The organism is Campylobacteraceae bacterium, from assembly GCA_013215945.1.
Taxonomy (GTDB): Bacteria; Campylobacterota; Campylobacteria; order Campylobacterales; family Arcobacteraceae; genus NORP36.
The window spans coordinates 1-24574 of the sequence record JABSOM010000011.1; the positions used below are offsets into that span (position 1 = coordinate 1).

General features: G+C 27.4%; 23 protein-coding genes. 15 read left to right on the forward strand and 8 right to left on the reverse strand.

Annotation, left to right across the window (positions count from 1 at the left end; translation table 11 throughout):
* Nucleotides 1-250: 250 nt before the first annotated feature.
* The 3 genes from HRT41_11615 to HRT41_11625 all read right to left on the reverse strand — a co-directional run bounded on the left by HRT41_11615 (nt 251) and on the right by HRT41_11625 (nt 2903).
* A complete protein-coding gene (locus HRT41_11615; GenBank protein NQY24668.1) occupies nt 251-1087 on the reverse strand; it encodes a DUF4392 domain-containing protein in 837 nt (278 codons plus the stop codon).
* Nucleotides 1088-1096: 9 nt separating this feature from the next.
* Entirely contained in the window at nt 1097-1864 is a 768-nt protein-coding gene (locus HRT41_11620; protein ID NQY24669.1) for a putative hydro-lyase, read from the reverse strand.
* A 124-nt stretch (nt 1865-1988) separates the two neighbouring features.
* On the reverse strand, nt 1989-2903 hold the full coding sequence (locus tag HRT41_11625; GenBank protein ID NQY24670.1) for an AEC family transporter: 915 nt from the start codon (nt 2901-2903) through the stop codon (nt 1989-1991).
* A gap of 109 nt (nt 2904-3012) precedes the next feature.
* Between HRT41_11625 and HRT41_11630 the strand changes: the two genes are divergently transcribed.
* The 10 genes from HRT41_11630 (at nt 3013) to HRT41_11675 (ending at nt 15050) form a co-directional block, all read left to right on the forward strand.
* Nucleotides 3013-5634 (forward strand): PAS domain-containing sensor histidine kinase, encoded by a 2622-nt coding sequence (locus HRT41_11630; protein NQY24671.1) that lies wholly within the window; start codon nt 3013-3015, stop codon nt 5632-5634.
* Entirely contained in the window at nt 5635-6345 is a 711-nt protein-coding gene (locus tag HRT41_11635) for a response regulator (protein ID NQY24672.1), read from the forward strand.
* Between the two features lie 109 nt (nt 6346-6454).
* Nucleotides 6455-7471, forward strand: a complete 1017-nt coding sequence (locus HRT41_11640) for a TAXI family TRAP transporter solute-binding subunit (GenBank protein NQY24673.1) — start codon at nt 6455-6457, stop codon at nt 7469-7471.
* A gap of 175 nt (nt 7472-7646) precedes the next feature.
* Nucleotides 7647-9617, forward strand: coding sequence for a TRAP transporter fused permease subunit (locus HRT41_11645; GenBank protein NQY24674.1), 1971 nt, complete (start codon nt 7647-7649; stop codon nt 9615-9617).
* Complete coding sequence (locus tag HRT41_11650; protein NQY24675.1) at nt 9598-10194, forward strand: lactate utilization protein; 597 nt, start codon at nt 9598-9600, stop codon at nt 10192-10194. The genes HRT41_11645 and HRT41_11650 overlap by 20 nt, the downstream gene beginning before the upstream one ends.
* A 1-nt stretch (nt 10195) precedes the next feature.
* The gene (lhgO, locus tag HRT41_11655; GenBank protein ID NQY24676.1) at nt 10196-11386 is read left to right on the forward strand and encodes an L-2-hydroxyglutarate oxidase; all 1191 of its coding nucleotides are present in this window, start codon (nt 10196-10198) and stop codon (nt 11384-11386) included.
* A 171-nt stretch (nt 11387-11557) separates the two neighbouring features.
* The gene (locus HRT41_11660) at nt 11558-12478 is read left to right on the forward strand and encodes a manganese-dependent inorganic pyrophosphatase (GenBank protein ID NQY24677.1); all 921 of its coding nucleotides are present in this window, start codon (nt 11558-11560) and stop codon (nt 12476-12478) included.
* Nucleotides 12479-12562: 84 nt separating this feature from the next.
* Complete coding sequence (gene ybaK / locus HRT41_11665) at nt 12563-13030, forward strand: Cys-tRNA(Pro) deacylase (protein ID NQY24678.1); 468 nt, start codon at nt 12563-12565, stop codon at nt 13028-13030.
* Nucleotides 13031-14113: a DNA alkylation repair protein gene (locus tag HRT41_11670; protein NQY24679.1), complete on the forward strand. Its 1083-nt coding sequence runs from the start codon at nt 13031-13033 to the stop codon at nt 14111-14113.
* 163 nt (nt 14114-14276) lie between these two features.
* A complete protein-coding gene (locus tag HRT41_11675; GenBank protein NQY24680.1) occupies nt 14277-15050 on the forward strand; it encodes a diguanylate cyclase in 774 nt (257 codons plus the stop codon).
* Nucleotides 15051-15160: 110 nt separating this feature from the next.
* Here the strand turns inward: HRT41_11675 and HRT41_11680 are convergent, their stop codons facing one another.
* Complete coding sequence (locus tag HRT41_11680) at nt 15161-15664, reverse strand: hypothetical protein (protein NQY24681.1); 504 nt, start codon at nt 15662-15664, stop codon at nt 15161-15163.
* 15 nt (nt 15665-15679) lie between these two features.
* Entirely contained in the window at nt 15680-16192 is a 513-nt protein-coding gene (locus HRT41_11685) for a GNAT family N-acetyltransferase (GenBank protein NQY24682.1), read from the reverse strand.
* Nucleotides 16193-16429: 237 nt separating this feature from the next.
* Here HRT41_11685 and HRT41_11690 point away from each other — a divergent pair, with 237 nt between their 5' ends.
* Both HRT41_11690 and HRT41_11695 read left to right on the forward strand, forming a co-directional pair.
* Nucleotides 16430-17056 (forward strand): LysE family translocator, encoded by a 627-nt coding sequence (locus tag HRT41_11690; GenBank protein ID NQY24683.1) that lies wholly within the window; start codon nt 16430-16432, stop codon nt 17054-17056.
* A gap of 335 nt (nt 17057-17391) precedes the next feature.
* On the forward strand, nt 17392-18012 hold the full coding sequence (locus HRT41_11695; GenBank protein ID NQY24684.1) for a diguanylate cyclase: 621 nt from the start codon (nt 17392-17394) through the stop codon (nt 18010-18012).
* Between the two features lie 22 nt (nt 18013-18034).
* Here the strand turns inward: HRT41_11695 and ciaB are convergent, their stop codons facing one another.
* Both ciaB and HRT41_11705 read right to left on the reverse strand, forming a co-directional pair.
* A complete protein-coding gene (gene ciaB, locus HRT41_11700) occupies nt 18035-19942 on the reverse strand; it encodes an invasion protein CiaB (GenBank protein ID NQY24685.1) in 1908 nt (635 codons plus the stop codon).
* Between the two features lie 93 nt (nt 19943-20035).
* Entirely contained in the window at nt 20036-20440 is a 405-nt protein-coding gene (locus HRT41_11705; GenBank protein ID NQY24686.1) for a DoxX family protein, read from the reverse strand.
* Nucleotides 20441-20668: 228 nt separating this feature from the next.
* Between HRT41_11705 and htpG the strand changes: the two genes are divergently transcribed.
* Nucleotides 20669-22564 (forward strand): molecular chaperone HtpG, encoded by a 1896-nt coding sequence (htpG, locus tag HRT41_11710; GenBank protein ID NQY24687.1) that lies wholly within the window; start codon nt 20669-20671, stop codon nt 22562-22564.
* A gap of 65 nt (nt 22565-22629) precedes the next feature.
* Here htpG and HRT41_11715 read toward each other — a convergent pair whose 3' ends face one another.
* Nucleotides 22630-23091 carry a hypothetical protein gene (locus HRT41_11715; GenBank protein ID NQY24688.1) on the reverse strand — a complete coding sequence of 154 codons (462 nt, stop codon included), beginning with the start codon at nt 23089-23091 and terminating at the stop codon, nt 22630-22632.
* A 324-nt stretch (nt 23092-23415) separates the two neighbouring features.
* On the opposite strand from HRT41_11715, the gene HRT41_11720 reads away from it, so the two are divergent.
* Entirely contained in the window at nt 23416-23982 is a 567-nt protein-coding gene (locus HRT41_11720; GenBank protein ID NQY24689.1) for a hypothetical protein, read from the forward strand.
* 149 nt (nt 23983-24131) lie between these two features.
* Nucleotides 24132-24569, forward strand: coding sequence for a hypothetical protein (locus HRT41_11725; protein ID NQY24690.1), 438 nt, complete (start codon nt 24132-24134; stop codon nt 24567-24569).
* Nucleotides 24570-24574 lie beyond the last annotated feature (5 nt).

Consider the following 24574-nt stretch of genomic DNA (forward strand, 5'->3'; position numbering starts at 1 on the left):
TTCATCGCTGATAATACTGCAGGGTCCCCTTGTCGGAAACGTAGGCCGTTGCCAGATTTAAGTATTTTATAAAGCTTATATGAATTTCAACTTTAGTTGTTTTTTATATAAGCTTTTTTTTTGCCTTTTTTTCTATGTTTTTACATTAATGTATAAGATTACATACAATTTTTTATGGAGTTACATTATTATACAGACTTTTTTTGTGAGTTTATAGGAAAAGAGCAATAGCTTTTCCTATGATTTTGTTTTAGAGATTGTTTTTAATATTTTGAGTAAGATCGTTTAAAATTATATTTTCAAGTTCCCACTCTTTTCCATCTACTGTAGCTTCATTTTTACCAGTGATTCCATCTACTGCGCCTAAAGAAACAATATATTCTAAATAAGATTCTAGATCTTTTATACTAGGTAGGAGATTTATTTTTAATGTTTTTTCTAAATAAGCAATAAATCCATAAGCCCCCCAGTTTGAAACACTAGCAATAATTGGAAAGTCACATTCAACTATACATGGCTCTTGTTTTAAAGATTCTTTTATAAAGTCTTTGAAGTTTCCCATACCAATTTCATTGCCACCATCTCCTATTGCAAAACTTTTTCTTGTTTTATTACCTAAGCTAAAGAGTAAATCTACAGCAGGTGTAAATTCAGCAATGCTTATTTTTCTAGAATTCATATAGTCGTTGTTGATATTTCGTCCACAACGCTCAATTGAGAAATGACATACAGGTGCGTATTCTTTTAGTATGTTTAGAAGGGATTCTTCTTCTTTACAGTCTTTATGTGTTAAATACAGTGTTTTTATATTTGGAAAAAAGTTTTTACAAAATTCATCTGTAATTATTATCGCTGTGTATCCCAGAGTATTAAGTGATTTTGCTAAAAAATATGCTCCTAAAGGACCATCTGTTTCTGCGTAACCCTTGACATAAAAACCAGTATAAATAAAAACATTTCCTTTTTCTATTTTTACAAATTCATTGCAGGCATTTTTACAGTGCTGCACGTTAAACTCTTTTTGTATTTTGTCCATACCTCTGCTTGAGTATTGTAAAATAATATCATCAATGGTTTTATTTAACATGTTTTCTCCTTAAACATAATAATCAGAATCTTTTTTATCTGAAACAAACATATGTCCTGGATTATGTGTTATTGCAAAAGGAAGTTTTATTTTCTTAAGTACATTTTCAGGAGTTACTCCGCAAGGCCAAAATACAGGTATTTCATCTTCTTTTATCTCAATATAATCCCCATAATCTGGTTTATTAATATCTTTGATTCCAATCATTTCTGGATATCCTATATGTATAGGAGTTCCGTGCATATTGGGATAATGGCTTGTAATTACACAAGCATCTGCTACGCGATCTTTTTTTATAGGTCTCATGGAAACAACCATTTCACCTTCAAATTCACCAACCCCATGCAGTTTAATAGAAGTATTATACATGGATACATTTTTTTCTTGCGATACATGTTTTAACTGAATACCGCTGTTTATTAAAGAATTTTCAAAAGTGAAACTGCAACCAATTAAGAAAAAAACGAAGTCTTTTTCATAATAATCACTAATATCACTTACTGTTTTTATGATTTTTCCATTTTCAAAAATATTATATGAGGGTAATTCATTCAGTAAATTTGCATTTTTAGCTAAAAGTGTTGAATAATGTGAATCTTTTATTATTTCAAGTACAGGAATTGCTTTTGCATTTTTTTTTGCAAATTCTTCAAATGTTTTTGCATATTTTTTTGGTAAAATAATCATATTAGCTTGTACATTCCCTTGACAAAAACCAGCCGTTGATTGATTAAATTCGCCTTTTGCAATTTTCTCTCTTAATTGTATTGCTTGCATTCTTATCTTCCTTATATTTTTTAATAGGTACTATTAATAATGATAGTTAAATAAAACGAACTCATTAGGACTATTGTATCTAAGCTTAGAAATTATTGTATACAAAATAGGAATTAATATCTTTTTATACAATATATTTGAGTGCATAAATAATAAAAAATGCAGATAACAGTGTTTGTACAGTAATAACAGAAGACATCAGTGTTATATCTCCACCTAATTGCCTTGCTAAAACAAAAGAAGAGGGTGCAGTTGGTAATACAGCAAAAATAACCAAAATAGCAGTCATTTGTGAATTGAGTGAAAAGGTCTGAGCCATAAAATACATAATAAGAGGGGTAAGTATAAGTTTTGCAAAAGTAGAAATAGTAATTTCAAATTTTAAAGAGTTCATATCTCTTATAATTAAACCAAAACCAACAGATAATAAACCTAAGGGTAATGCAGCAGAACTTAATATAGCCAGTATTTTATTAACTACGATGGGTAAGTCTAAAGAAATAAAATTAATACTTCCTCCAATAAAACAAGCAATTATTAAGGGATTAGTAAAAATAGATTTTAGCAAATACTTTAATGAGAGTTTATTTTCATTGACATATAATGCAAAAACACTAATACAAATAACATTAATGAAAGGAATAATAAAAGTAAGTATAATAGCTGCTAAAACCAAACCTTCATCCCCATATATTGAATCAGCAAGCGCTAAAAATACATAAGTATTAAAACGAACGCCTCCTTGTACAATGGATGAAAAAGAGCTACCTTCTACTTTATAAAATTTATTAATTAACATTAGTGCAAAGAGAACTAAACTTATTGTAATTATGGCACTTAATACAAATTCAAATGAATTCTCTTGTTTTAAAGAAGCACTTGAAAGTTTATAGATTAATAATGAAGGCATAAGTACGTGATAAGTAAGTTTATCAGCAAGAGGCCAAAATTCGTATGAAGGAAATTTTATTCTTTTAAAAAAATATCCTATAACAATAAGAGAAAAAACTGGTATAAGTGCGCTTAATATGTGTGTCATGATCTTACTTTAATTAATAATTAGGAAAAGTTTCATTATAATAATTTGAAACAATTTTGGAACTAATAATATCACAGCCTAGTTAAATTGTAAATTAATAGGAGAAAAGATGTTTATTTTTCAATCAAAAGAATATGACCTATATGATATAGAACGTTTGTTTTCAAAAATTCCACTTATTTTCATCATTTTTTTAGCTTCTTTTTTATTAATAATCACATTTTTTATTCTGGAAACAAAAAAAAATACGAAAATAAATCTACTTAAACAAGAGCATATTTTATCGTATAAATTTAATCAAAAAGAAAAATTACTAAATTTTTTAGTTGATGTAAAAGAAGATGTAGCTAATAATTTTATTGAAGTAGAAGATAAATTAAAAGAAGTAAGTTATAAAGCCATTGGTTATCTTGATTCAAATGCACTCTTAGATTTAGAATTAGTGAAAAAGTATCTTGTCGAAATTGAGAAAAAGTCAAAAATTGAATTTGTATTGTTTAAAAAAAATAATTTAGAAATATTATATGGTAGAAGTTCTATTGTATATATAAGTGATTTGATTTTTACTGCTAATAACAATAAAAACGCTATGAAAATTACTTTGCAGTATATTCATTCTCAAGGCATTAATAACTTGCAATATTGGAGTGATGATGTGAAAAAAACCATTCGTTTGAGTTTTTTTGATTCTATTTTGATCAAAGGGGAAGAGTATTTTATTGGTTCTTTCTCTACTGTTAATTCTATTAAAAAAATCACTCAAAAGAGTATTTTATCTTTGATAAAAAAGAGCAAGGAACATTTTTGGTTTTATGATGTAGTTTTACAAGATGCGTATAATTTTCATAATAAACAGGCTTTTAAAAGTAATGCCAGTTTATTGAAAAATAAGAATACGAGTGAAAACTACGATATTTTGGAATATTACCTAGACACTTATGAGCAGAATAAAGCATTTTCTTCTTTTAGCCATTTTTATTCTAAGTTCAATTTTATTCTTAGTATTTCTAATAATAATTCTTCCTTAAGTAAAGAAAATCTTGCTTTGATTGAGGAAATAAGACTTTCTTATACGAATATGTTTTTTCAAATATTTATTTATATTCTTATTGTTGTTTCTATTTTAATTTTATTTACTTTTGTATTTACCAATTTTATAAAGAAAATTTTTGGTCAATATTATGCCCAGTTGCAAAAAAATACTATTTCTTTAGAACATTGGAAAAAACGTTTTGAATTGGCGATTATTGCTTCAAATGATGGTTTATGGGATATTGATTTTAAAAGCAATAAAATTTATTTTTCCAAACAATGGTTGGATATGTTTGGTTATAGAAAAAATGAAATTGAAGATTTCCCCTCTTGGTTCTCTTTAATTCACAAAGATGATAAAAATAAAGTTGAACAATTATTTGAAAAAATATTTAATAAAGAAAGTGATTCTATTGTATGCGAGTACAGATTAAAAAGCAAGAATGGAAACTATAAATGGGTATTAGCAAGGGGAAAAGTATTCTTAGATGATGAGGGTGTTCAAGAGCGTATGTTAATGATGTCTATGGATATTGATAAAAGTAAATTAATGAAAAAAGAATTATTGGATATTGAACTCCTTGTAGAAGATGGAAAAATTGTTATTTTTAAACTTTTTAATGATGAAAATTTAAGTGTTAAATATATTTCAAAAAGTATAAAATCCTATGGTTATATCAAAAATGAATTTGAAAATAAAAACCGTAATTTTATTGATCTTATTTATAAAGAAGATATACCTATTGTAAAAGTAGCCATAAATGCAGCGTTAAAACAAAATCTTTTGGACTTTACTTTTGTTTGTAGAGCCCTTAATGCAGGAAATAAAATACGATGGATTTCTTGCAGATGTATCTTGCTTAAAAATCATGAAGGAGAAGTGAGTCATTTTTACGGGTATATGAATGATATTACTAAAATTAAAGTTTCACAAGAAGAATTAAAAGTACAAATAGCCAATGAATTAAAGAAAAACAGAGAAAAAGACAGAATTTTAATTCAACAAAGTAAACTAGCAGCTATGGGTGAAATGTTAGGAAATATATCTCATCAATGGAGACAACCTCTTAATAATGTATCGTTGATTTTACAGTTTTTAAGAGACAATTATAAAAATGCAAACAGTGAGACTTTGGATAAGTTTATATTAAGAGCCAATAACCACATTAATTATATGTCCCAAACCATAGATGATTTTAGAAATTTCTATAAACCTTCTAAAAACAAAAATAGTTTTTATATTAATGAGTGTTTGGATTCTTTATTGTATATGATCAAACATGAATACAAAAATGAAAATATAAAAATTATCTATGATTTTGAGTCTGTACTTATTTATAATTATGAAAATGAACTAAAACAAGCTTTACTTAATATCTTAAACAATGCAAAAGATGCTTTAATAGAAAAGAAAAAAGAAAGTTCTTTTGATGCTTTTATTAAAATAGACATTAAAAAAGTAGAAAATAAATTGTTTATTTCTATTTTTAATAATGGTGGAAATATTCAAGAGTTAATCATGGACAGAATATTTGAACCTTATTTTACAACAAAATTTGAAACACAAGGCACAGGAATTGGTTTGTATATGACAAAAGCGATTATTGAAAATAATATGAAAGGCAGTATTACTGCAAAAAACCAAAATGACGGTGTTAACTTCGTGATTGTTTTGAATATAGAAGATAAAAGGACTTAAATGAGTGAGTTAAAAACAAGAGTATTATTAGTTGAGGATGAAGTGGATGCCAGAGAAATACTTGCTTTTTATTTAGAAACGCTTTTTGATGAAGTAAGCATTGCTTGTGATGGGCAAGAAGGGTGTGATTTATACAAAGAAGCACTTAAAAAAGAAAAAACCTTTGATTTGGTTATTACAGATATTAAAATGCCAAATAAAGATGGTTTAACTATGATTGATGAGATAAGTAGATTAAATGAAGAACAAAAATTTATTATTGTTTCTGCGCATAAAGATGAAGAATATTTATTTAGATCTATTTCCATGAATGTAATTTCGTATTTTGTAAAACCTTTGGATGTTAATAAAATCATGGAAATTCTTAAAAAAGTAAAAATAAAAGTATTAGAAGATAAAAGAAAACAAAATAAAGCTCCTTCTTTATTAATGATTAACAAAAATTATTCTTACAATGCTAAAAACAATTCTTTATACTTCCAAAAGAATATGGTTTCTTTATCAAAAAAAGAAAGTTTACTTCTTTTGGCTTTATTTACGGATATAAAAGAAATAAAAACAAAAGAATATTTAAAAGATTTTGTTTGGAAGGACAGTGTAACTACTGATGCTACACTAAGAACAGTTATTAAAAGATTAAAAGATAAAATATCCAAGGAAGATTTCATTGTTTCAAAAAAAGGCTTGGGTTACATTATTGAAATAAATTAAAGTACCATAGTATGGTACCTATAGGACAAATATATAAATTTGAAACAATTTTGAAACAATTTTGTTCTTTATTGTGTTATACTTTTCCTATCACATTAAAGGAAATAAAATGGCTACAAAAACAGTATTAAAAAAATTAGTTATGGCATCTTTAGTTACATCTGCGATGTTAACATCTGCAAGTGCAGCAAAAGAGAAAAAATATGTAATTGCAACTGCAAGTACAGGTGGAACGTATTACCCAGTTGGTGTTGGAATTGCAACGATTGCATCTATTAAATTAGCTAAAAAATATAAAACTACTTTTTCAGCTATTACTTCTGCTGGTTCTGGTGAAAATGTTGATATGCTTCAAAAAGGTGAAGTTGATTTCGCAATTTTACAAGGATTATTTGGTTCAATGGCTTGGCAAGGTGTTGCAAAATACGAAGGTAAAGCAAAAAAGAATTTAAGATCAATTTCAATGTTATGGCAAAATGTTGAACAATTTACTGTAAGAAGTGATGTTGCTACAACAGGTAATATTATGGATTTAAAAAATCTTTATGGTGAAAGATTTTCAATTGGTGGAAGATCTTCAGGTTCTAGAGTTTCAGCTGAAACTATTTTAAGCGCGCTGGAAATTGATTATTCAAAAATGAATGTTCAATACTTAGGATATACTCCAAGTTCAACTGCATTACAAGATGGAAAAGTTAAGGGTATGAATACTCCTTCAGGACCTCCTACTTCTGCGGTTACTAATGTATTCGCATCAATGGGAAATGACAAAATTAAAGTTTTAAATTTTTCTGCATCTGATTTAAAAATGATTGAGAAAAAATACCCAGTATGGACTCCTTTTACTATTAAAGCAGGTACTTACCCAGGTCAAACAAAAGATATTAATACTATTGCACAACCAAACTTATTAGTTGTTACAAAAGATACTCCTGATGAAACTGTTTATTTATTAACAAAAACAATTTATGAAAATCTTCCTTTCTTAAATTCTGTTCATAAAGCAACAAAAGCAATGTCTTTAAACAAAGCAATTGCAGGATTACCAATGCCTCTTCACCCAGGTGCAGCTAAATATTATAAAGAACAAGGTATTAAAATTCCAGCTTCTTTAATAGCAAAATAATTTTATAAGAAAAAGCTCCGCGCTTTTTCTTATTTCTACTTTGAAAATTATTCAAGAAGAGGATTAAAGCATCACTTTCTCGAATAATTTACTATTCAACAACAATCATTTGACATCACTTTTTAGGTTTATACTTTTATAAAGACTGTCTTATGTAAATTTTTAAGGATATTTTATGTTACAAATTAAGTATTTTAAGGAAATGACGTTTGTTTATGCCATTCTTATTTCACTTTTCCACTTTTATATAAATATATGGGGTGGTATTTCTGATTTATGGTTTAACTCTGCTCACTTTGCACTTTTGGCATCTTTAGGGTTTTTAACCTATGAAGCAAGTCAAGTTGATGCAGAAGACAGAAATGAAAATGAAGTTTCTGTTGTAAACTTGGTTTTAGCTGTTTTATCTTTAGTGACTTTTGTTTATATGGTTTTATTTGAAGAAAGTTTATATGCCGATTACGATGCACAAATGAGAATGAGCGATTTAGTTATTGCTTCTTTAACTATTGTATTAGCAATTGTTTTGGTTAAAAAATCTACAGGTTATATTATTCCTGGTTTAATTATTTCATGTATTGCGTATTTACTGTTTTTAGGACAGTATATTGATGGTTTATTCGCATTTGCTGGAATGACTCCTGAGCGATTCTTATATAGAATGTATTATACCTCAGAAGGTTTATTTGGACCAATTGCAACAATATCTTCTACCTATGTATTTATGTTTATTTTATTTGCAGCTTTTTTATTAAAATCAGGTGCAGGAGATTTTATTGTTGATGTAAGTTCTGCTGTTGCTGGTAAATATACAGGAGGAACAGGTCATGTTGCTGTATTCTCATCTGCTTTAATGGGTACTATTTCAGGCTCGGCCGTTGCAAATACGGTCTCCACGGGATCTATTACCATTCCCATGATGAAAAAAGCAGGATTTAAACCTACTTTTGCAGCAGCTGTGGAAGCTGCTGCTTCCACAGGTGGGCAAATCATGCCTCCAATTATGGGAGCAGGGGCTTTTATTATGGCGCAAATGACACATATTCCTTTTGTAACTATTATTTCAGTTTCTGTGTTGCCTGCAATTTTATATTTTGCATCTATTTCTTTTTATATTAATATTCATGCAAAAGAGAACAATATTAAAGGGGAAGACAATAATATTAAAATCTTACCAATTTTAAGAGAAGGTTTTCATTTTATTATTCCTTTAAGTACTTTGGTTGGATTATTAATTTATGGTTTTTCACCTACGTACTCAGCAGGTATTGCAATAATCGCTATTGTTTTATCTTCTTATTTAACAAAAAATAAACGTATGGGTTTAAAAGAAATTTTAGGTGCATTTGCACTTGGAAGTCAAAATATGGTCGTAACAGGAGTATTATTAATTGCTGTTGGTATTATTGTTGGAGTTATTAATATTTCAGGAATTGGAATTACTTTTTCTCAGCTTATTATGGAATGGTCAGATAACTCATTGTTAATAGCTATTGTATTAATAGCAATTGCTTCTTTAGTACTTGGAATGGGATTACCTGTAACTGCATCTTATGTTGTATTATCAGTACTTTCTGCACCAGCATTGGTTGGTTTGATGATGAGTCCAGAAATGGCGGCATTGGTTAATGCAGGTATAGAAATACCCGAAGTGGCTATGTACTTATTATCTGCGCATTTAATTATTTTTTGGTTATCACAAGATTCAAACTTAACACCACCTGTGTGTTTAGCGGCATTTGCAGCAGCAGCAATTGCTAAAGCGCCTCCAATGAAAACAGGATTAATGTCTTGGAAAATTGGAAAAGGAATGTATATCATGCCTGTGCTATTTGCTTTTACGCCTTTAATTACGGGTTCATGGATGGAGCGAATTGAAGTATTCTCTTTTGCTTTCTTTGGTATTATGTGTTTTTCCATTTTAATGGAAGGTTACTGGGATAAAAAAATAAATATAATAGAAAGACTTTTATACGGAACTGCTGCTGTATTATTACTTCTTCAAGACAGTGCTTTAGATATGGATAGTTATTTTGGAATTATTCAAAATACGCACTTAATTGGTATTTCAATGTTTATTTTTCTTATGAGTAATCATAAAATCGCTGCAAAAAAAGGATTAATGAATGAAGAAGTTTCTGTCTAAATTAGAAGAAGTAGGCTATCAAGTATATGAAGTAAAGAATAAAAAAGAAGCCTTAACTTTATCAAGAAGTCTTATTAAACCTGGAATGAGTGTTGGGCTTGGAGGTTCAACCTCTGTAAAAGATATAGGTTTATTAGATGATCTAATTAAAAGAGATGATATTACCTTATTCAATCAGTATGAAGTTGGAATTTCTATGGAAGAAAACTTCCATAGAAGAAGAAATGGAATGATTACGGATATGTTTGTTACGGGTACGAATGCACTATCTCGTGATGGAAAATTAATTAATGCCGATGGTAGCGGAAACAGAGTTGCTGCAATGATTTTTGGCCCTATAAATGTTTTAGTAATTGTAGGAAAAAATAAAATTGTAGATACAAAAGAAGACGGTTTTAAAAGAATAATGGAAGTAGCAGCTATTAAGAATATTGATAGAATGAATAATCTTGCCATAAAAAATAAAAAAGAACCACGACACAACTTAGATAATATTGCTAATAAGTTTACTTATATTAAAGCCGATGTAAAAAATCGAATTATATTAATCTTAGTTGATGAGGATTTAGGATATTAAAATGTATGATTATATAATTATAGGTGCAGGAATCATTGGACTAAATATTGCGAAAAATTTAGCAGAACGTTTTCCTATGGCTTCAATAGTAGTATTGGAAAAAGAAAAAGAAGTAGCTCTACATGGTAGTGGACGAAATTCTGGTGTTTTACATGCTGGATTTTATTATACTGCCAATTCCTTAAAAGCAAAATTTACCAAAGAAGGAAATGCAGCTTTAAAAAAATTCTGTAAAGAACGTAATTTAGAAGTAAATCCTTGCCAAAAGATTGTTGTAGCACAAGATGAAAAAGAATTACAAGGCTTATATGAGCTTAAAAAAAGAGGTGATATTAATGGGGTTGAATTACATTTAGTAAATGAAGAAGAATTAAAAAAACTTTATCCCAATATAAAAACCTATAAAGAAGCTCTTTTATGTCCCTCTACTGCTACTGTTAATCCTAAAAAAGTAACCCAAGAATTTGCAAAAGTTATCCAAGAATTAGGGGTTGAATTGGTACTTGATTGTAAATATGAAGGTTCTTCTAAAAATGTAATTAAAACATCACAAGGAGATTATGAAGGCGTACAAATAATCAATTGTGCAGGACTATATGCGGATAAAATTGCAAAAGATTTTTCCTTTTGTAAAGATTTTGTGATTATTCCTTTTAAAGGAATTTATTTAAAAGATAAAAACAATATTTCTTCTTTAAAAACAAATATTTACCCAGTGCCAAATTTAGATAACCCATTTTTAGGGGTTCATTATACCTTAACTGTTGATAATGAAGCAAAAATTGGGCCTACGGCAATTCCTGCTTTTTGGCGAGAGAATTATAAAGGTTTTGATAATTTTAAATTAGGAGAGTGTTTAGAAATTCTGTATTATGAAGCGAAACTTTTTATTACAAATGCTTTTGGTTTTAGAGATTTGGCATTTTCAGAAGTAAAAAAATATTCCTTTAAATACTTGATATCTTTGGCTAAAAACTTAACACAAGATATGAAACACGAAGGTTACGACTCATGGTCAACCCCAGGAATTAGAGCACAGCTTTTAAATAAAAATACGCTTGAATTGGTACAAGACTTTGTAGTTGAGGGAGATAAGGATTCTATTCATGTTTTAAATGCAGTTAGTCCTGCTTTTACTTCTTCTATTCCTTTTGCAAACTGGGTCGTAGAAGAACATATATTAAGAAAATAACTGCTTTTATACTAGTGAAAATTAATACTTAAAAAAGAAGTGAATTTTCTTTTTTAGGTAGATTTCTTTTACTAAGCTACCCAAAGAATAAATCAAAACAATTATTTGGCTCTTTTAAAACAATACTAACGTATATTTTGTTATTATTCAAAAAAACATTTAGGAAAACAAATGGCAATTTATACCTGTGGGCACACAACACCTGATTCAGATTCAATCTGTTCTGCATTATCTTTAGGATATCTTTTAAATCAAATTGGACGTGAAGCAATTCCTGCACGACAAGGAGCTCTTAATCCAGAAACACAATTTATCTTAGATAAGTTTGGATTTGAAGCACCTTTATTAAAAACGGAATTTGCAGGGTGTGAACTGTTTATTACAGATTATTCAGACAGAGGTTTAGCTCCTGCTGATATTGATGAAGCTACTATTGTTGGTATTGTTGATCATCATAAATTAGGGGATTTAACAACTTCTGCTCCACTAGAGTGTTGGATTAGACCCGTTGGATGTTCTAATACTATTGTAAAAGAAATGTATGATTATCATAAAGTAGAAATCCCTGCTAATATTGCTGGAGTTATGATGTGTGCTATTTTAAGCGATACGGTTATTTTTAAATCTCCCACTTGTACACAAAAAGATATTGATGCAGTAAGAGAATTATCTCAAATTTGTGGTATTGAAGATTTTGGTGCTTTAGGAATGGAAATGTTTACTATTAAATCTCAAATGGATGGAGTAGCTATTAGAGACTTGATTTTAAGAGATTATAAACCTTTTGATATGCATGGCACGGCTGTTGGTATTGGGCAGTTAGAAGTGGTTGATTTAGCTGTTTTTGATACTATGAAAGAGGACTTTCAAGAAGATTTAGAAAAACTAAGAATTGAAAATAATTTGCATACAGCCTGTTTAATTCTTACAGATATTATGAAAGAAGGTTCTGAGATTTTAGTAGCTTCTAGTGATAAAAGTGTTTTTGAAAAAGCCTTTGATATTACGCTGGAAAACAATAAAATCTGGATGCCTGGTTGTTTATCTAGAAAAAAACAAATCATTCCTTTTTTAGAGCCTGCTTTTAAATAAAGTATAAAAAGAGTAAAGCTTGCATACTGTAAGTTTTTACTCTTTCTTAATTTCTTTGTATTATAATGTTTGCAAAGGAAGACTATGACTCCCGCAATAAACTTACTTAAAAAAAATAAAATCGATTTTAAAATTCATAAATATTCTCACGATGCTTCTGTCACAAATTTTGGGCTTGAAGCGGCTATCAAACTAAATATCAAAGAAGAACTTGTTTTTAAAACACTTGTTGTTGAACTAACTCCCAAAGAGCTTGTTGTTGCTATTGTTCCTGTGAGTAAGTCTTTGTGTTTAAAATCACTTGCTAAATACTTTCATGTAAAAAATGCAAAAATGGCGAATAAAGAGGAAGCCCAAAAAGTAACAGGATATTTATTAGGTGGAATCTCACCTTTTGGTCAAAAAAAACTTCTTAGAACTCTTTTTGATGAAAGTGCAAATACCTATGAGTATATCTATGTTTCTGGGGGCAAGAGGGGCTTAGACTTAGAAATCAAAGCAGAAAGTCTAATAAAAATATTAAATGCTAAATTTACTAAGATTGGCATATAAATGGAACCTTTTAAAAATGTATTTAATGAAAAGTTTGTTAATAAATTTGCCCAAGCTATTGAAACGTACGATAATAGTTTTAAAAAAGATGCTTATGTTAAAACAATAATGTCACAGCTAGAAGAACTTGAATTAAAAGAACGAATGCGATTAATATCAACAAAAATTGATATATATAGCAATCTTTCTTATGTTGAAATGTTAGAAGTGCTTAAAAAAAGTAAAACACATTTTTCTTATGAAGAAAATATGGGTTTAGCTTCTATGGTTTTTCCTGACTTTGTTGAAGTCTATGGTTTAGATAATTTAGAGGAGTCCTTAGATGCACTTGAGTGTTTTACAATTGATTCGAGTTCTGAATTTTCCATTCGGCCCTTTATTTTAAAATACGAAGATAAAACTATGAAACGAATGCTTAAATGGGCTAAAAGTAATAATGAACATATACGTAGGTTTGCAAGTGAAGGTTGTAGATCAAGGCTTCCTTGGGCTATGGCTTTACCTCCATTTAAAAAGAACCCTGAAAAAGTTTTTGAGGTATTAGAACTTTTAAAGAATGACGAATCTTTATATGTACGTAAATCTGTTGCAAATAATTTAAATGATATATCAAAAGACAATGAAGAGATGGTACTTTCTTTTGTAGCTTTGAATATTAATAAAACAAAAAACACCGATTGGATTTTAAAACATGCATCAAGAACTTTACTTAAAAAAGGCAATAAAAAAATACTCGCTTTTTTTGGATATAAAGAAATAGAACACATACAATTGAATAATCTAAGCCTTACAAAGAGTGTGAGCTTAGGAGAGAACTTAGAATTTTCTTTTGATTTATCTTCATTTGAAGCTTTGGGAAATCTAAGAATTGAGTTTGAATTGGATTTTGTGAGACTTAATAATAAACGAGGACAAAAAGTATTTATGATTTCTCAAGGTACACATAGTACAAATAAAAAAACAATAAATAAAAAATACTCTTTTAAAAAAATTACTACCAGAGAGTATTATAAAGGGGAACATTTTCTAAGTATTATTCTTAATGGAAAAAAATTAGAAACAAAAAAGTTTTTATTAATTTAGTAATATAAGATTGTTTTTATTTGTTATTTCTATAAAATAACAAATAATATAACAAGAAATGAGTGCTTATTATTAAAAATAATTAGTTAGTGTATTATTAATTAATCAAATAATCATATTAATAATTGTATTATTGTATAAATCAAATATGAAAAGAGTACCTATGTATGCAAATAAATTCAATATTTTAAGCTATTTTATTTTTTCATTACTTGTTTTTTACCTTTTTATGGTTTTTATTTTAATGAATGATTCTTTTGTTATGTATGACAGTTTTACACAGTTCAAGAATAGTTTTTTATTTAAAGTTATTTTTTTATCCCTTCTGTTAATTATCATTACTTTAATGTTGAGTTTTTATAAATTAAGCCGTTTTTCCTTGGGTCTTAATATGCAGAAAAATTTATCTGTTTTATTTTCTGAAGAGGAACGTTCAAAACGTGTAAGTATATTTGATGATATAAGTGAACAATATAATAAAGAATATTTTGATTTACGTTTTGATGAAGAATATAAACGTGCAATAAGAGATGAATTAAATATTTCTTTACTTGTAATTGATGTGAATGAATTTAAAGCATACAATGAATTATATGGAAAAAAAGAAGCAGATTATTGTCTTCGTAAAGTTGCAAATTGTTTAAATAAACAATGCTCTAGACCTGCTGATATGGTATTTAGAATTGAAGCAGATATTTTTTATATTCTTTTGCCCAATACTAAACATGCAAGATTAATTGGACAAAAATGTAAGGATGCAGTTGATAGTTTGGCTTTATCTCATGATAATTCAGTTCTTAGTAATATTGTAAGAGTAAGTTTTGGGTTTGCTAGTATATCTGCAAAGAACATAAACGATATGGATTTTTTAATAAATAAGTCTTTAGAATCATTAGCTTTAAATAAAATTTCAAAAAATTTAAAGAAAATTAAATAATTTAGAATTATTTTATAAATACTAGTTATGAGCTAACAAGGATTACCCAATTTTAGCGTATTCTCGATGCTGTGTAAGGACCTAGTATTTCATAATATACCTCAGTTCTTTTATAAGGGTTTATTTTCTCTTAATATTTTTTCTTCTAGAACTCTTGCATAGATTGATTTTTTATCAAGTTGTTTTTCAAAATCTTCTATTGCTAACCATAGATTATGATTTGTTTCCTTTAATATTTTTTCAATTGCATTGTTTACGTCAATATATTGTTCCTCGATTAAGTTTGCCATTTCTTTTGCTTTTTTAGATAATGAAATAATTGTTTTTCTTCCATCCTTTTTGTCTTTTTTCTCAATTATGAGGTCATTTTCTTTCATTTCTTTAATAATTAAAATTACTGAAGGATGAGCATATCCTAACTCTTTTGCAAGGGAAGTTATTGTCATTAATTCTTTTGTATGAGATAAACTAAAGAATACTGAAAACCATTTTGGTTTTATATCTATTCCATGTAATTCAAACATTTTTTCAGAATCTTTTGCGACTCTTTCTGTAATCATTCTAAGTCTTGTACCAATAGCCATTACCCCAGCTTTTTTGAAAAAAATATTCAATTTAAATTCCTTAATTTATATTTTATATATCATCACTGTTGATGATAATGTATCTGTTCCTACACTTATTTTATTACCTCTTCCCAGTTTTTTAAAGCCTGTTTTTTCATAAAAAGATTTAGCTTGGATATTTGAATCAGATACTGTTAGCCAAATATACTTTTTTGATAGCGTTTTTGTTATTTTAACTGCATTTGTAAATAATACTTTCCCAAGACCTATGTTATATTCACTTTTTAAAATATAAAGTTGTTTCAGTTCTAAGGAAGTATTATTTATATTAAAGGGACACTCTTTGTCTTTTAGAATAAAAAAACCAAGAGGTTTATTTCTTTTAAAAACTATAGTACAGCTAAATGTTTCAGATGATAGAATTGTCGAGACAAGCTTAGTTGTAACGTTTTTATTTAAGTATCTTACTATGTTTTCTTCTGAATGAATATTTTCATATGCTTGAATAAAAGTATCTTTCATTAAGTTATGCAATATATCTAAAAATGTTATATCTGCTTTTTTGAATATATACATTTATTTTTATCCTTGAATTGTAAGATTTTATATTAATGTTTCTTAATCATCTAAAACAATATTTGACAAAAAAAGAATTATATCATATAATTACGTAGTTGCCTACGTATATTTATAAATGAGAAAAAAACAATAATAGTTCATTGGAGCGTAATGCTACATTCTCATTTATATGGAATATTTATCAGTGCAGCTTAAACAAATAAGAGTAAATGAATTTAATTAAAAGGAAATTATATGAGTATCGAAATGTTATTTGCATTTATTACAGCTTCTGTAATATTATTAGCAATTCCAGGACCTACCATTTTAACAGTTATAAGTTATTCGATTTCACAGGGTAATCGTGCAAAGTTACCTCTTGTTACTGCAGTTGCTCTTGGGGATTCCACAGCACTTTTTTTATCTCTTGTAGGATTAGGTGTTGTTTTGTCAAATTCAGCTTTCTTATTTCAAGTAATTAAAATTGTTGGAGGATTGTATCTTTTGTATTTAGGATATAAATTATTAAAAGCGGGAATAAAAGGAGAATCTCTTTCCTTTGAAAAAAATGCAGTTTCAAGAAAAAAACTGTTTATAGATACCTATTTTGTTACAGCATTAAATCCTAAAGGCATTATATTTTTTGTATCGTTTCTTCCTCAGTTTATTAATCCAAATGGAAATGTACACTATCAGTTGTGGACACTTGCCATTATATTTGTAACGCTAGCAACCTTCAATGCATCCTTGTATGCAATTTTTGCAAATAAAGCCAAAAAATATCTGACTTCAGAAAAAAGTCAAAAAAAATTTAATATAGTGGGAGGTTCGCTTTTAAGTATTGCAGGAATTTGGGCTTTAAATGCCAAACAGGCTTCTTAAGAAAAGAAATATTAATGGAAGAACCTAATCTCTTGTAATTATAGTGAAGGCTGTCATACAAATATTTAGGAAGTACTTTCTAAAAATTAAACTTAGGTTAAATCTATTTCTAAATAATTTAGTTAATATTATAATTATTTATATAAGGTAAAATTATTTTATAAATTCTAGTATATGAGCTAAATATGATTAAACAATTTAAATTTCTAAGTTTTATTACTGTACTTTTGTGCCTATTTTATATTTTTGTAATGTTTCTTCTTTTTGATAATTCATTTATATTTTATGATGACTTTTTAGAATTAAAAAAAACTCAAGTATTTAACCTTACGATAATGTTTGTATTATTATTTATTCTTGTAATGCTTTTATATATTATAAAACTCAAATATGACCTTTTTTATAAGTTTAAAGAAAAAAGCACAAATACCTTATTACTTGAAAATGAGGAATTAAAACTTTATTCTAAAATTGATTTAATTACAAAAGCTTTTAATCATGAATACTTTGAAGCACGATATAAGCAAGAATTTAAAAGAGCAGTAAGAGAAAACTCAGATATATCCTTACTTATTATTACAACAAATGACTTTTTGGCTTATGAGGAGTTATATGGTAAAAAAGAAGCACAGACAAGTCTTAAGAAAATAGCGAATGTATTATTTAAACAATGTGCAAGACCTTGTGATATTATTGCACGTATTGAAAATGATAAGTTTTATATTTTATTACCAAATACAAAAAAAGTTAGAAGAATAGCGTTACGCTGTAAAAAAGCAGTGGATAAACTGGGCTTGGATCATGATAATTCTTTATTTGCAAATATTGTAAGAATAAAATATGGTTATGCAAGTATTTTGCCTACTGACATAGATCAAATGAAAGATTTATTGCAAAATGCCCAAAACTCATTTAATTATAATAGAACAAAAAAAATAAAAGATTTTGTCAAATAAAGAGAAATCCTCTTTATTTGTATTATAAAGAGGAGTTTAAATAGTTCTCTTTTTTATCATTTGTATCGATTTGTTGACCAATTTCTTGGTAACGTTTAAAATAAAAATTAACAAAAGAGTGAATGGTTTTGTTTATTGGCATAAAGTATTTGTCTTCTTTTACAGCAAATCTGTTTAAAAATATACTGGCATCTTTTTTATCTAAATAATGTTGTGCTAAATTAGTATACTCATTTATATACCAACTTTTTAAGTTTTCATAACTAGTATTACTTAAATCAACACTTAGTTTTTCATTTTCCCAAATTAGAATTTTTGAATCAAACATAGCATTTAAATGAATTAATCCTTCACAATAATAGGGCTGTACTTCATCTACTTCTTTCCATCCAATTAATCCCACAGATCTTTTAATAGTGTCAATTAAAACTTGTTTTTCTAAGTGTTTTTCATCCTTACTGTCATCTAAAAAGAAAGATATTAATCCCCCTGTTGTTGCTTTAAATTCTTCAATATTTTTAAAGTTTCCACTTTTATTCATAAGTGTTTCGCTTTCTTCATCGCACCATAAAATATGACCAAACTCATGACCAATGGTTGTAATATCATAAACATTATGCCAATCATCTTTTTTTCCAAATAAAAACTCTCGATCTTGTTTTAAAAAATCTTTTGAGAAAAACTCAGCACTTAAAGCTAAAAAAGGTTTTGCTCTTGATGTTTGCAATATTTCATCCGAAAATGCAAAGATTTTTTTTCCTTCTTCTTTGGTAACAACTTCATCATTGGGAACTACTTGGGCTGAGAATAAACCATTAAATTCTGCCCCAAAAAACAAAGCAGGGCGGCCTATATATAACTGTACTTTGTCTAAAGATTTTAAAGAAAAATCATAGGTATCTTGATATTCTTTTTTCTTTTTTACTTTTGAGTAGATTTTCTCAAAAGCACTTTTTATTTTATTGACTCTGTTATCATTTTGTGAAAACTCTGGATTAGATAAACGTATATCCCATTCTAGTGCAACGGCTTTTCTAAAATGGTCTTCATAATATTCTAAAGGGTGACCTATTTGAATAGGAGAAGTTATTTTCATCCAAGCCCTATCTACATCCGCCCATCTTTCAACCAATAAATGTGTTTTAGTCTCAGAAAAAGCTTTTATAAGGTTTTGGATATATAAGATGTATTGCCATTTTTGATTGTATACATCATCTTCTTCTTCAATTAAACTTTCTTCAAAGTCTTCTAGGGCATCTACTACGTTTGTTGTTTGAACTTTAAAGACTTTAATATAAGCTTCACTTCTGTACGTATCATTGTGTTTAACTAAAGCAGAATAAGATCTGTCTGCTAACATTTCATGATGTCCTAAATCAAATAAATTGTTTTCTTCTAAGTATTGGAATACTTGTTTTTCATTGCCATCAAACTTTTTAAGTAAATCTTTATTCACCCCATTTATAATGTGTTTTGTCCATTCACTTTGCCAAGAAGACATATGAATCCCAACATTATAAACGCCTTGAAATATTTTTTCATAAAAAGGTGTTAATAAATGATTATGTGAAATATAGTCTATTGTGTTTTTGTGTTTTTTATGCCAAAATTCTTTGACAAACAAATAGGCTTTTTCTTGTAGCTCTATAATTTCTTCTTCATTTAAATTAAGTTTTTTTAATACTTGTACCAATGAATCATCTCTTAAATTAACCAAACGAGTTACTAAAGAAAATCGTAAATCAGAGGATATCTCTAAGTTTAAAAACTTAGCAAAGTCGTTTATTATTGTTAATTGTTCTAATTCATTGTTTTCAAGATAACGTATTAATTTATTGGTATTTTCTTTTTGTGAGCTAATAAATTCATATATTTCATTTACATCATTTAAAAAAGCATCAATTTTTGTATTGTTAATATTTTCACTCATGATAAATTCCTTCTTTATTAATAGTACATTTACTTACTATATCTTATTTGAAAGTTTATCTTTTTAATCTTTAAACTCATATATACTTATACATTAGGTATGTACGTGTTTAAATTTAGATTCTATCCCTTTTGAATATAAAGAGTATTGTTTTCCCATTAAATATGAAAAGATCAAGATAATCAGCAGTATAACGGGAATGGCTACTTCAAGGATAGGACTTTGTACATTATAATGCGAATAAGAAGCAAAAATAAAATCCATTGCAAAACCACTATAGGCAATATCTTTTAATGTTTTTACTTTTTTAGGAATAAGAATAGTAAAAGCACCTAAGAGTTTAAAAATACCAAGTAATGGGAAGAAGTACAGGGGATATCCAAGTTTTGCTGCAGTGTCAACTACCTTGTCTACTTGAAAAATATCCATTAATCCACCTACTATACCAACAAAACCAATAATAAATACCGTTGTAAGAATATAAAGAAGTTTCAACATAATATTTCCTTTTTTATTATTTATCATTATTATAAACCCAATTGCTTAAAAGAATTATTAGTAATTAATATTACATATAAAAACACTTTGAATCTTAATAAAGAACAAGCACAGAGAATAATTAGCACTTAAATGCCAAAAGTGCTAAAATTAATCGAAACTTTAGCTCTCTTTTATAAAGTTTGGATAAAATTCCTTAAAGAAAATATTAATACTTAGGATATATTTATGGCAAAACATCAATTTCAAACAGAAGTCGGGCAATTACTACATTTAATGACTCACTCACTTTATTCTAATAAAGAAATTTTTATTAGAGAACTGGTATCAAATGCATCAGATGCAATTGATAAATTAAATTATTTACAATTAACAGATGAAAAATTTAAAAACCCAGATTGGAAGGGTGAAATTGGTATTTCATTTGATGAAAAAGATAAATCAGTAACTATTTGGGATAATGGTATTGGTATGAATGATGAAGATTTAATTTCTTCTATTGGTACTATTGCAAAATCAGGTACTAAATCTTTTGTTGAAGCAATGACTGGTGATGATAAAAAAGATTCAAACTTAATTGGACAATTTGGTGTTGGTTTTTACTCTGTATTTATGGTTGCTTCTCATGTTGATGTAATTTCTAAAAAAGCTGGTGAAACACAAGCTTATAAATGGTCATCTGATGGTTCTGGTGAATTTGATTTAGATCCTGTTACAAAAGAGTCTGCAGGAACAGTTGTATATATTAAATTTAAAGATGATGAATCAAGTGAATTTGTAAATAAAGAGCGAATTACTACTATTGTTAAAAAATACTCTGATCATATTGCTTATCCTATTATGCTAAGTTATAAAGAAGAAGTAACAGAAGAATTAAACGAAGAAGATACAAAAGCTGGAAAAGAAGCTAAAGTTACTATTGAAGATAGAAATGAAAAAATCAATGAAGCTACTGCTTTATGGATGCAACCAAAAGCTAAATTAAAAAAAGAAGAATATTCGGCATTCTATAAATCAATTTCTCATGATTCTCAAGATCCTATGCTTACAGTTCATACAAGAGTTGAGGGTGTTAATGAATATACTACATTGTTTTATATCCCAGAAACTGCTCCTATGGATATGTACAGAGCTGATTACCAACCAGGTGTTAAATTATATGTTAAAAGAGTATTTATTACAGATTCTGAAAAAGAATTATTACCAACATACTTAAGATTTGTAAGAGGTATTATTGATTCAGAAGATTTACCATTAAATGTTTCACGAGAGATTTTACAAGAAAACAGAGTTATTGCTAATATCAAACAAAGTTCAGTTAAAAAGATTTTAGGTGAAATTAAAAAATTAGCTAAAAATGAAGAAAAATATGAAAAATTCATCGCTCAATACAACAGAGCATTAAAAGAAGGTGTTTACCAAGACTTCACAAATAAAGATGCAATTTTAGAACTTGTACGATACAAATCTACAAATGATGACAAAATGACTTCTTTGGCTGCTTATAAAGACAGAGCCGTGTCAGATCAAAAAGCAGTATTTTATATTGTTGGTGATAATGAAAAAGTTCTTAATAATTCTCCTTTATTAGAAGCATACAAAAAGAATAATATTGAAGTATTAATCTTAGATGATAAAGAAATTGATGAAATTATTACTCCTGCAATTGGCGCTTATAAAGAATGGCCATTAAAAGATATCTCTTCTTGCGAAGCTCCTGCAATTGAGCAAAGTGAAGATAAGAAAAAAGAAGTAGAAGAAAAATTCCAAGATATTACTAAAAAAATCAAAGATATTTTAGGGGAAGCTGTTACAGATGTAAGAGTTACGAATAGATTATCTGAGTCTCCTTCTTGTGTAGTTAAAGATTCTAATGATCAAATGGCACAAATGGCACAAATGATGAGATCAATGGGACAAGAAATGCCAGAAACTGCTCCTATTTTAGAAATCAATCCTGATCATGAGATTGTTACAAAATTAAATACATCTAAAGATGATTCTTTGGTTGATGATATTGCATGGTTATTATTAGATCAAGCAAAATTAAGTGAAGGTATAGATATTACAGATGCTGTATCTTTTGCACAAAGATTAAACAGAATTACTGCTAAAGCTTTATAAAACAAATACTATTTACAAGTGAATCTCACTTGTAAATAGCCGTTTTATTCTCTTATTTATTCATGTTATTTCATTAAATCATTCAAAGATTTAATTATTTCTATACTTAATTCTTTGGTAATAAGACTTTTATATTTATTAGATACTTCTTGATAGTTAATTTCACATACTTCATTCATTGTTTCATTAAAAAATGTTTCATCATTTATTTCATTGATTAAATCATCTACTTTAATACTCTTATTTTTTATGAGTTCTAAATTTGCATTTACAAAGTTTTGCATGGCATCCATAGCTGCTTGTTTTTGTATCTCATTGTCTAAAATTTCTTTTGCATTTTTTAAGTCTTTTATATCTTGTATAACTTCATAAATACTTCCTAGTGCAAGTGTAAAATCAACTTCATAATCTAAGTCATTAATTTTACTTAAGCTTGAAAGTTTTCCTAGACTTACTTGATAATAGAGCTCATACGCACAAAGATTTTTAATGCAATTTTTTTGATTAAAGGCTTCTTTTATATTCATTTTAAACCTTTTTTTAAGTAATTATATCAAAGCTTTATAAAAAAGAAATTGCTTTTACTTTTTTTATAAATTATAGACGTAAACAAAGCAAATTTATTGTATTATCCATTTTTATTTCACACAAAACAAGGGTATTTTATATGACTGAAATTTTTCTATTGGCTGTTACGGCTTCTATTTTTCTTTATCTTTTTTCAAAAGAAAAAACACACAAAAAAGACAAGATGGAATTTGATATTAGAAAAAAAATCAAATAATATAAAGATACCGATATAATAACAAATACTATAAAGATTTATTAAATTGTAACACATAAGGTGAACTATGGGATTTTTTAAAAACTTACTAAATACTATTGCAAAAGCTGCTAGACCCATTTATACGTTTCAAGACAATACTTTACTTTTTAAAATTTCCTCTGATGTAATACACTCTTATGCTTTAGATAAGTATGATTTAAAAACAAGACATGATCCTTATGTTTTTGAAGCATATACCCTAACTTCTAAAGATATTTTTTTAGAATATATTAAAGTTGACAGTGAAACTTCTTGGAATGGGTCTGCTATTAATTTTTATGAGAGTTTTTTTAAAGATGAACTGAAAATTAAAACACTCAAAACACTTGAAGACGAAGAAATTGACACTTATGTGTTTAAAGTTTTTGAAGTAAATGAAAAATTTATTTTATTCTTTATATATATTTATGAAGTCAATAAAGATATATTCATTATTGATTCTAAGGGCGATTTATATAAAGATTTGATTTCTAAAAAAATAAAAGATTATGAGTTTAAATATGAAAAATCATTAAAAGGTGAAATTAATTTTGATATTTCTTTGGTTAAAAATAATGCTTTACAAGAATTTTTTACTTATGAAAGAGACTAAATATACAGAATAACAAAGGAGAGAGTTCTGTTAAACTGTATATATTAATGCAATATATCTAAATAGGACAAAAACACTCCTAAATTCAAACTATTATTTTTCACATTTAATATTATTTTAAATATCAGCCCCCAATAAAAAGGAAAAAAATGCAAGACTTAGAAAAAATATTGACTTTTTTTATAGCATATAAAAACAAAGAACAAGAAGTAGAAGATATTATAAATAATAAAGAAATCATTGTTCTTTATAATAATGCAATTAGAAACAGTGAATATTTTAAAGAACATTATACTAATTACCTTTTAATAAAAGGGTATACCTATAGATTAGAGGATGTTAAACAAAGGCTTTTTTATACCTTTCGAGAAGCAATTTATTCTTGTGATTTGGCAAAACTAAGTAAAGACGAGGAAGGAATTAAATTAAATTCTTTTATTTATATGTGTATTATTAAAGATTGTATTACTGAATTGTTAAAAGAAGATTTTAATGAAGATGAAAAACAAGAAGCTATTGTTTATTATGATAAAGAACAAAAAAGAAAATCACAAGAAGACAGTAAGTACCATATGTATCAATACTAAAAAGG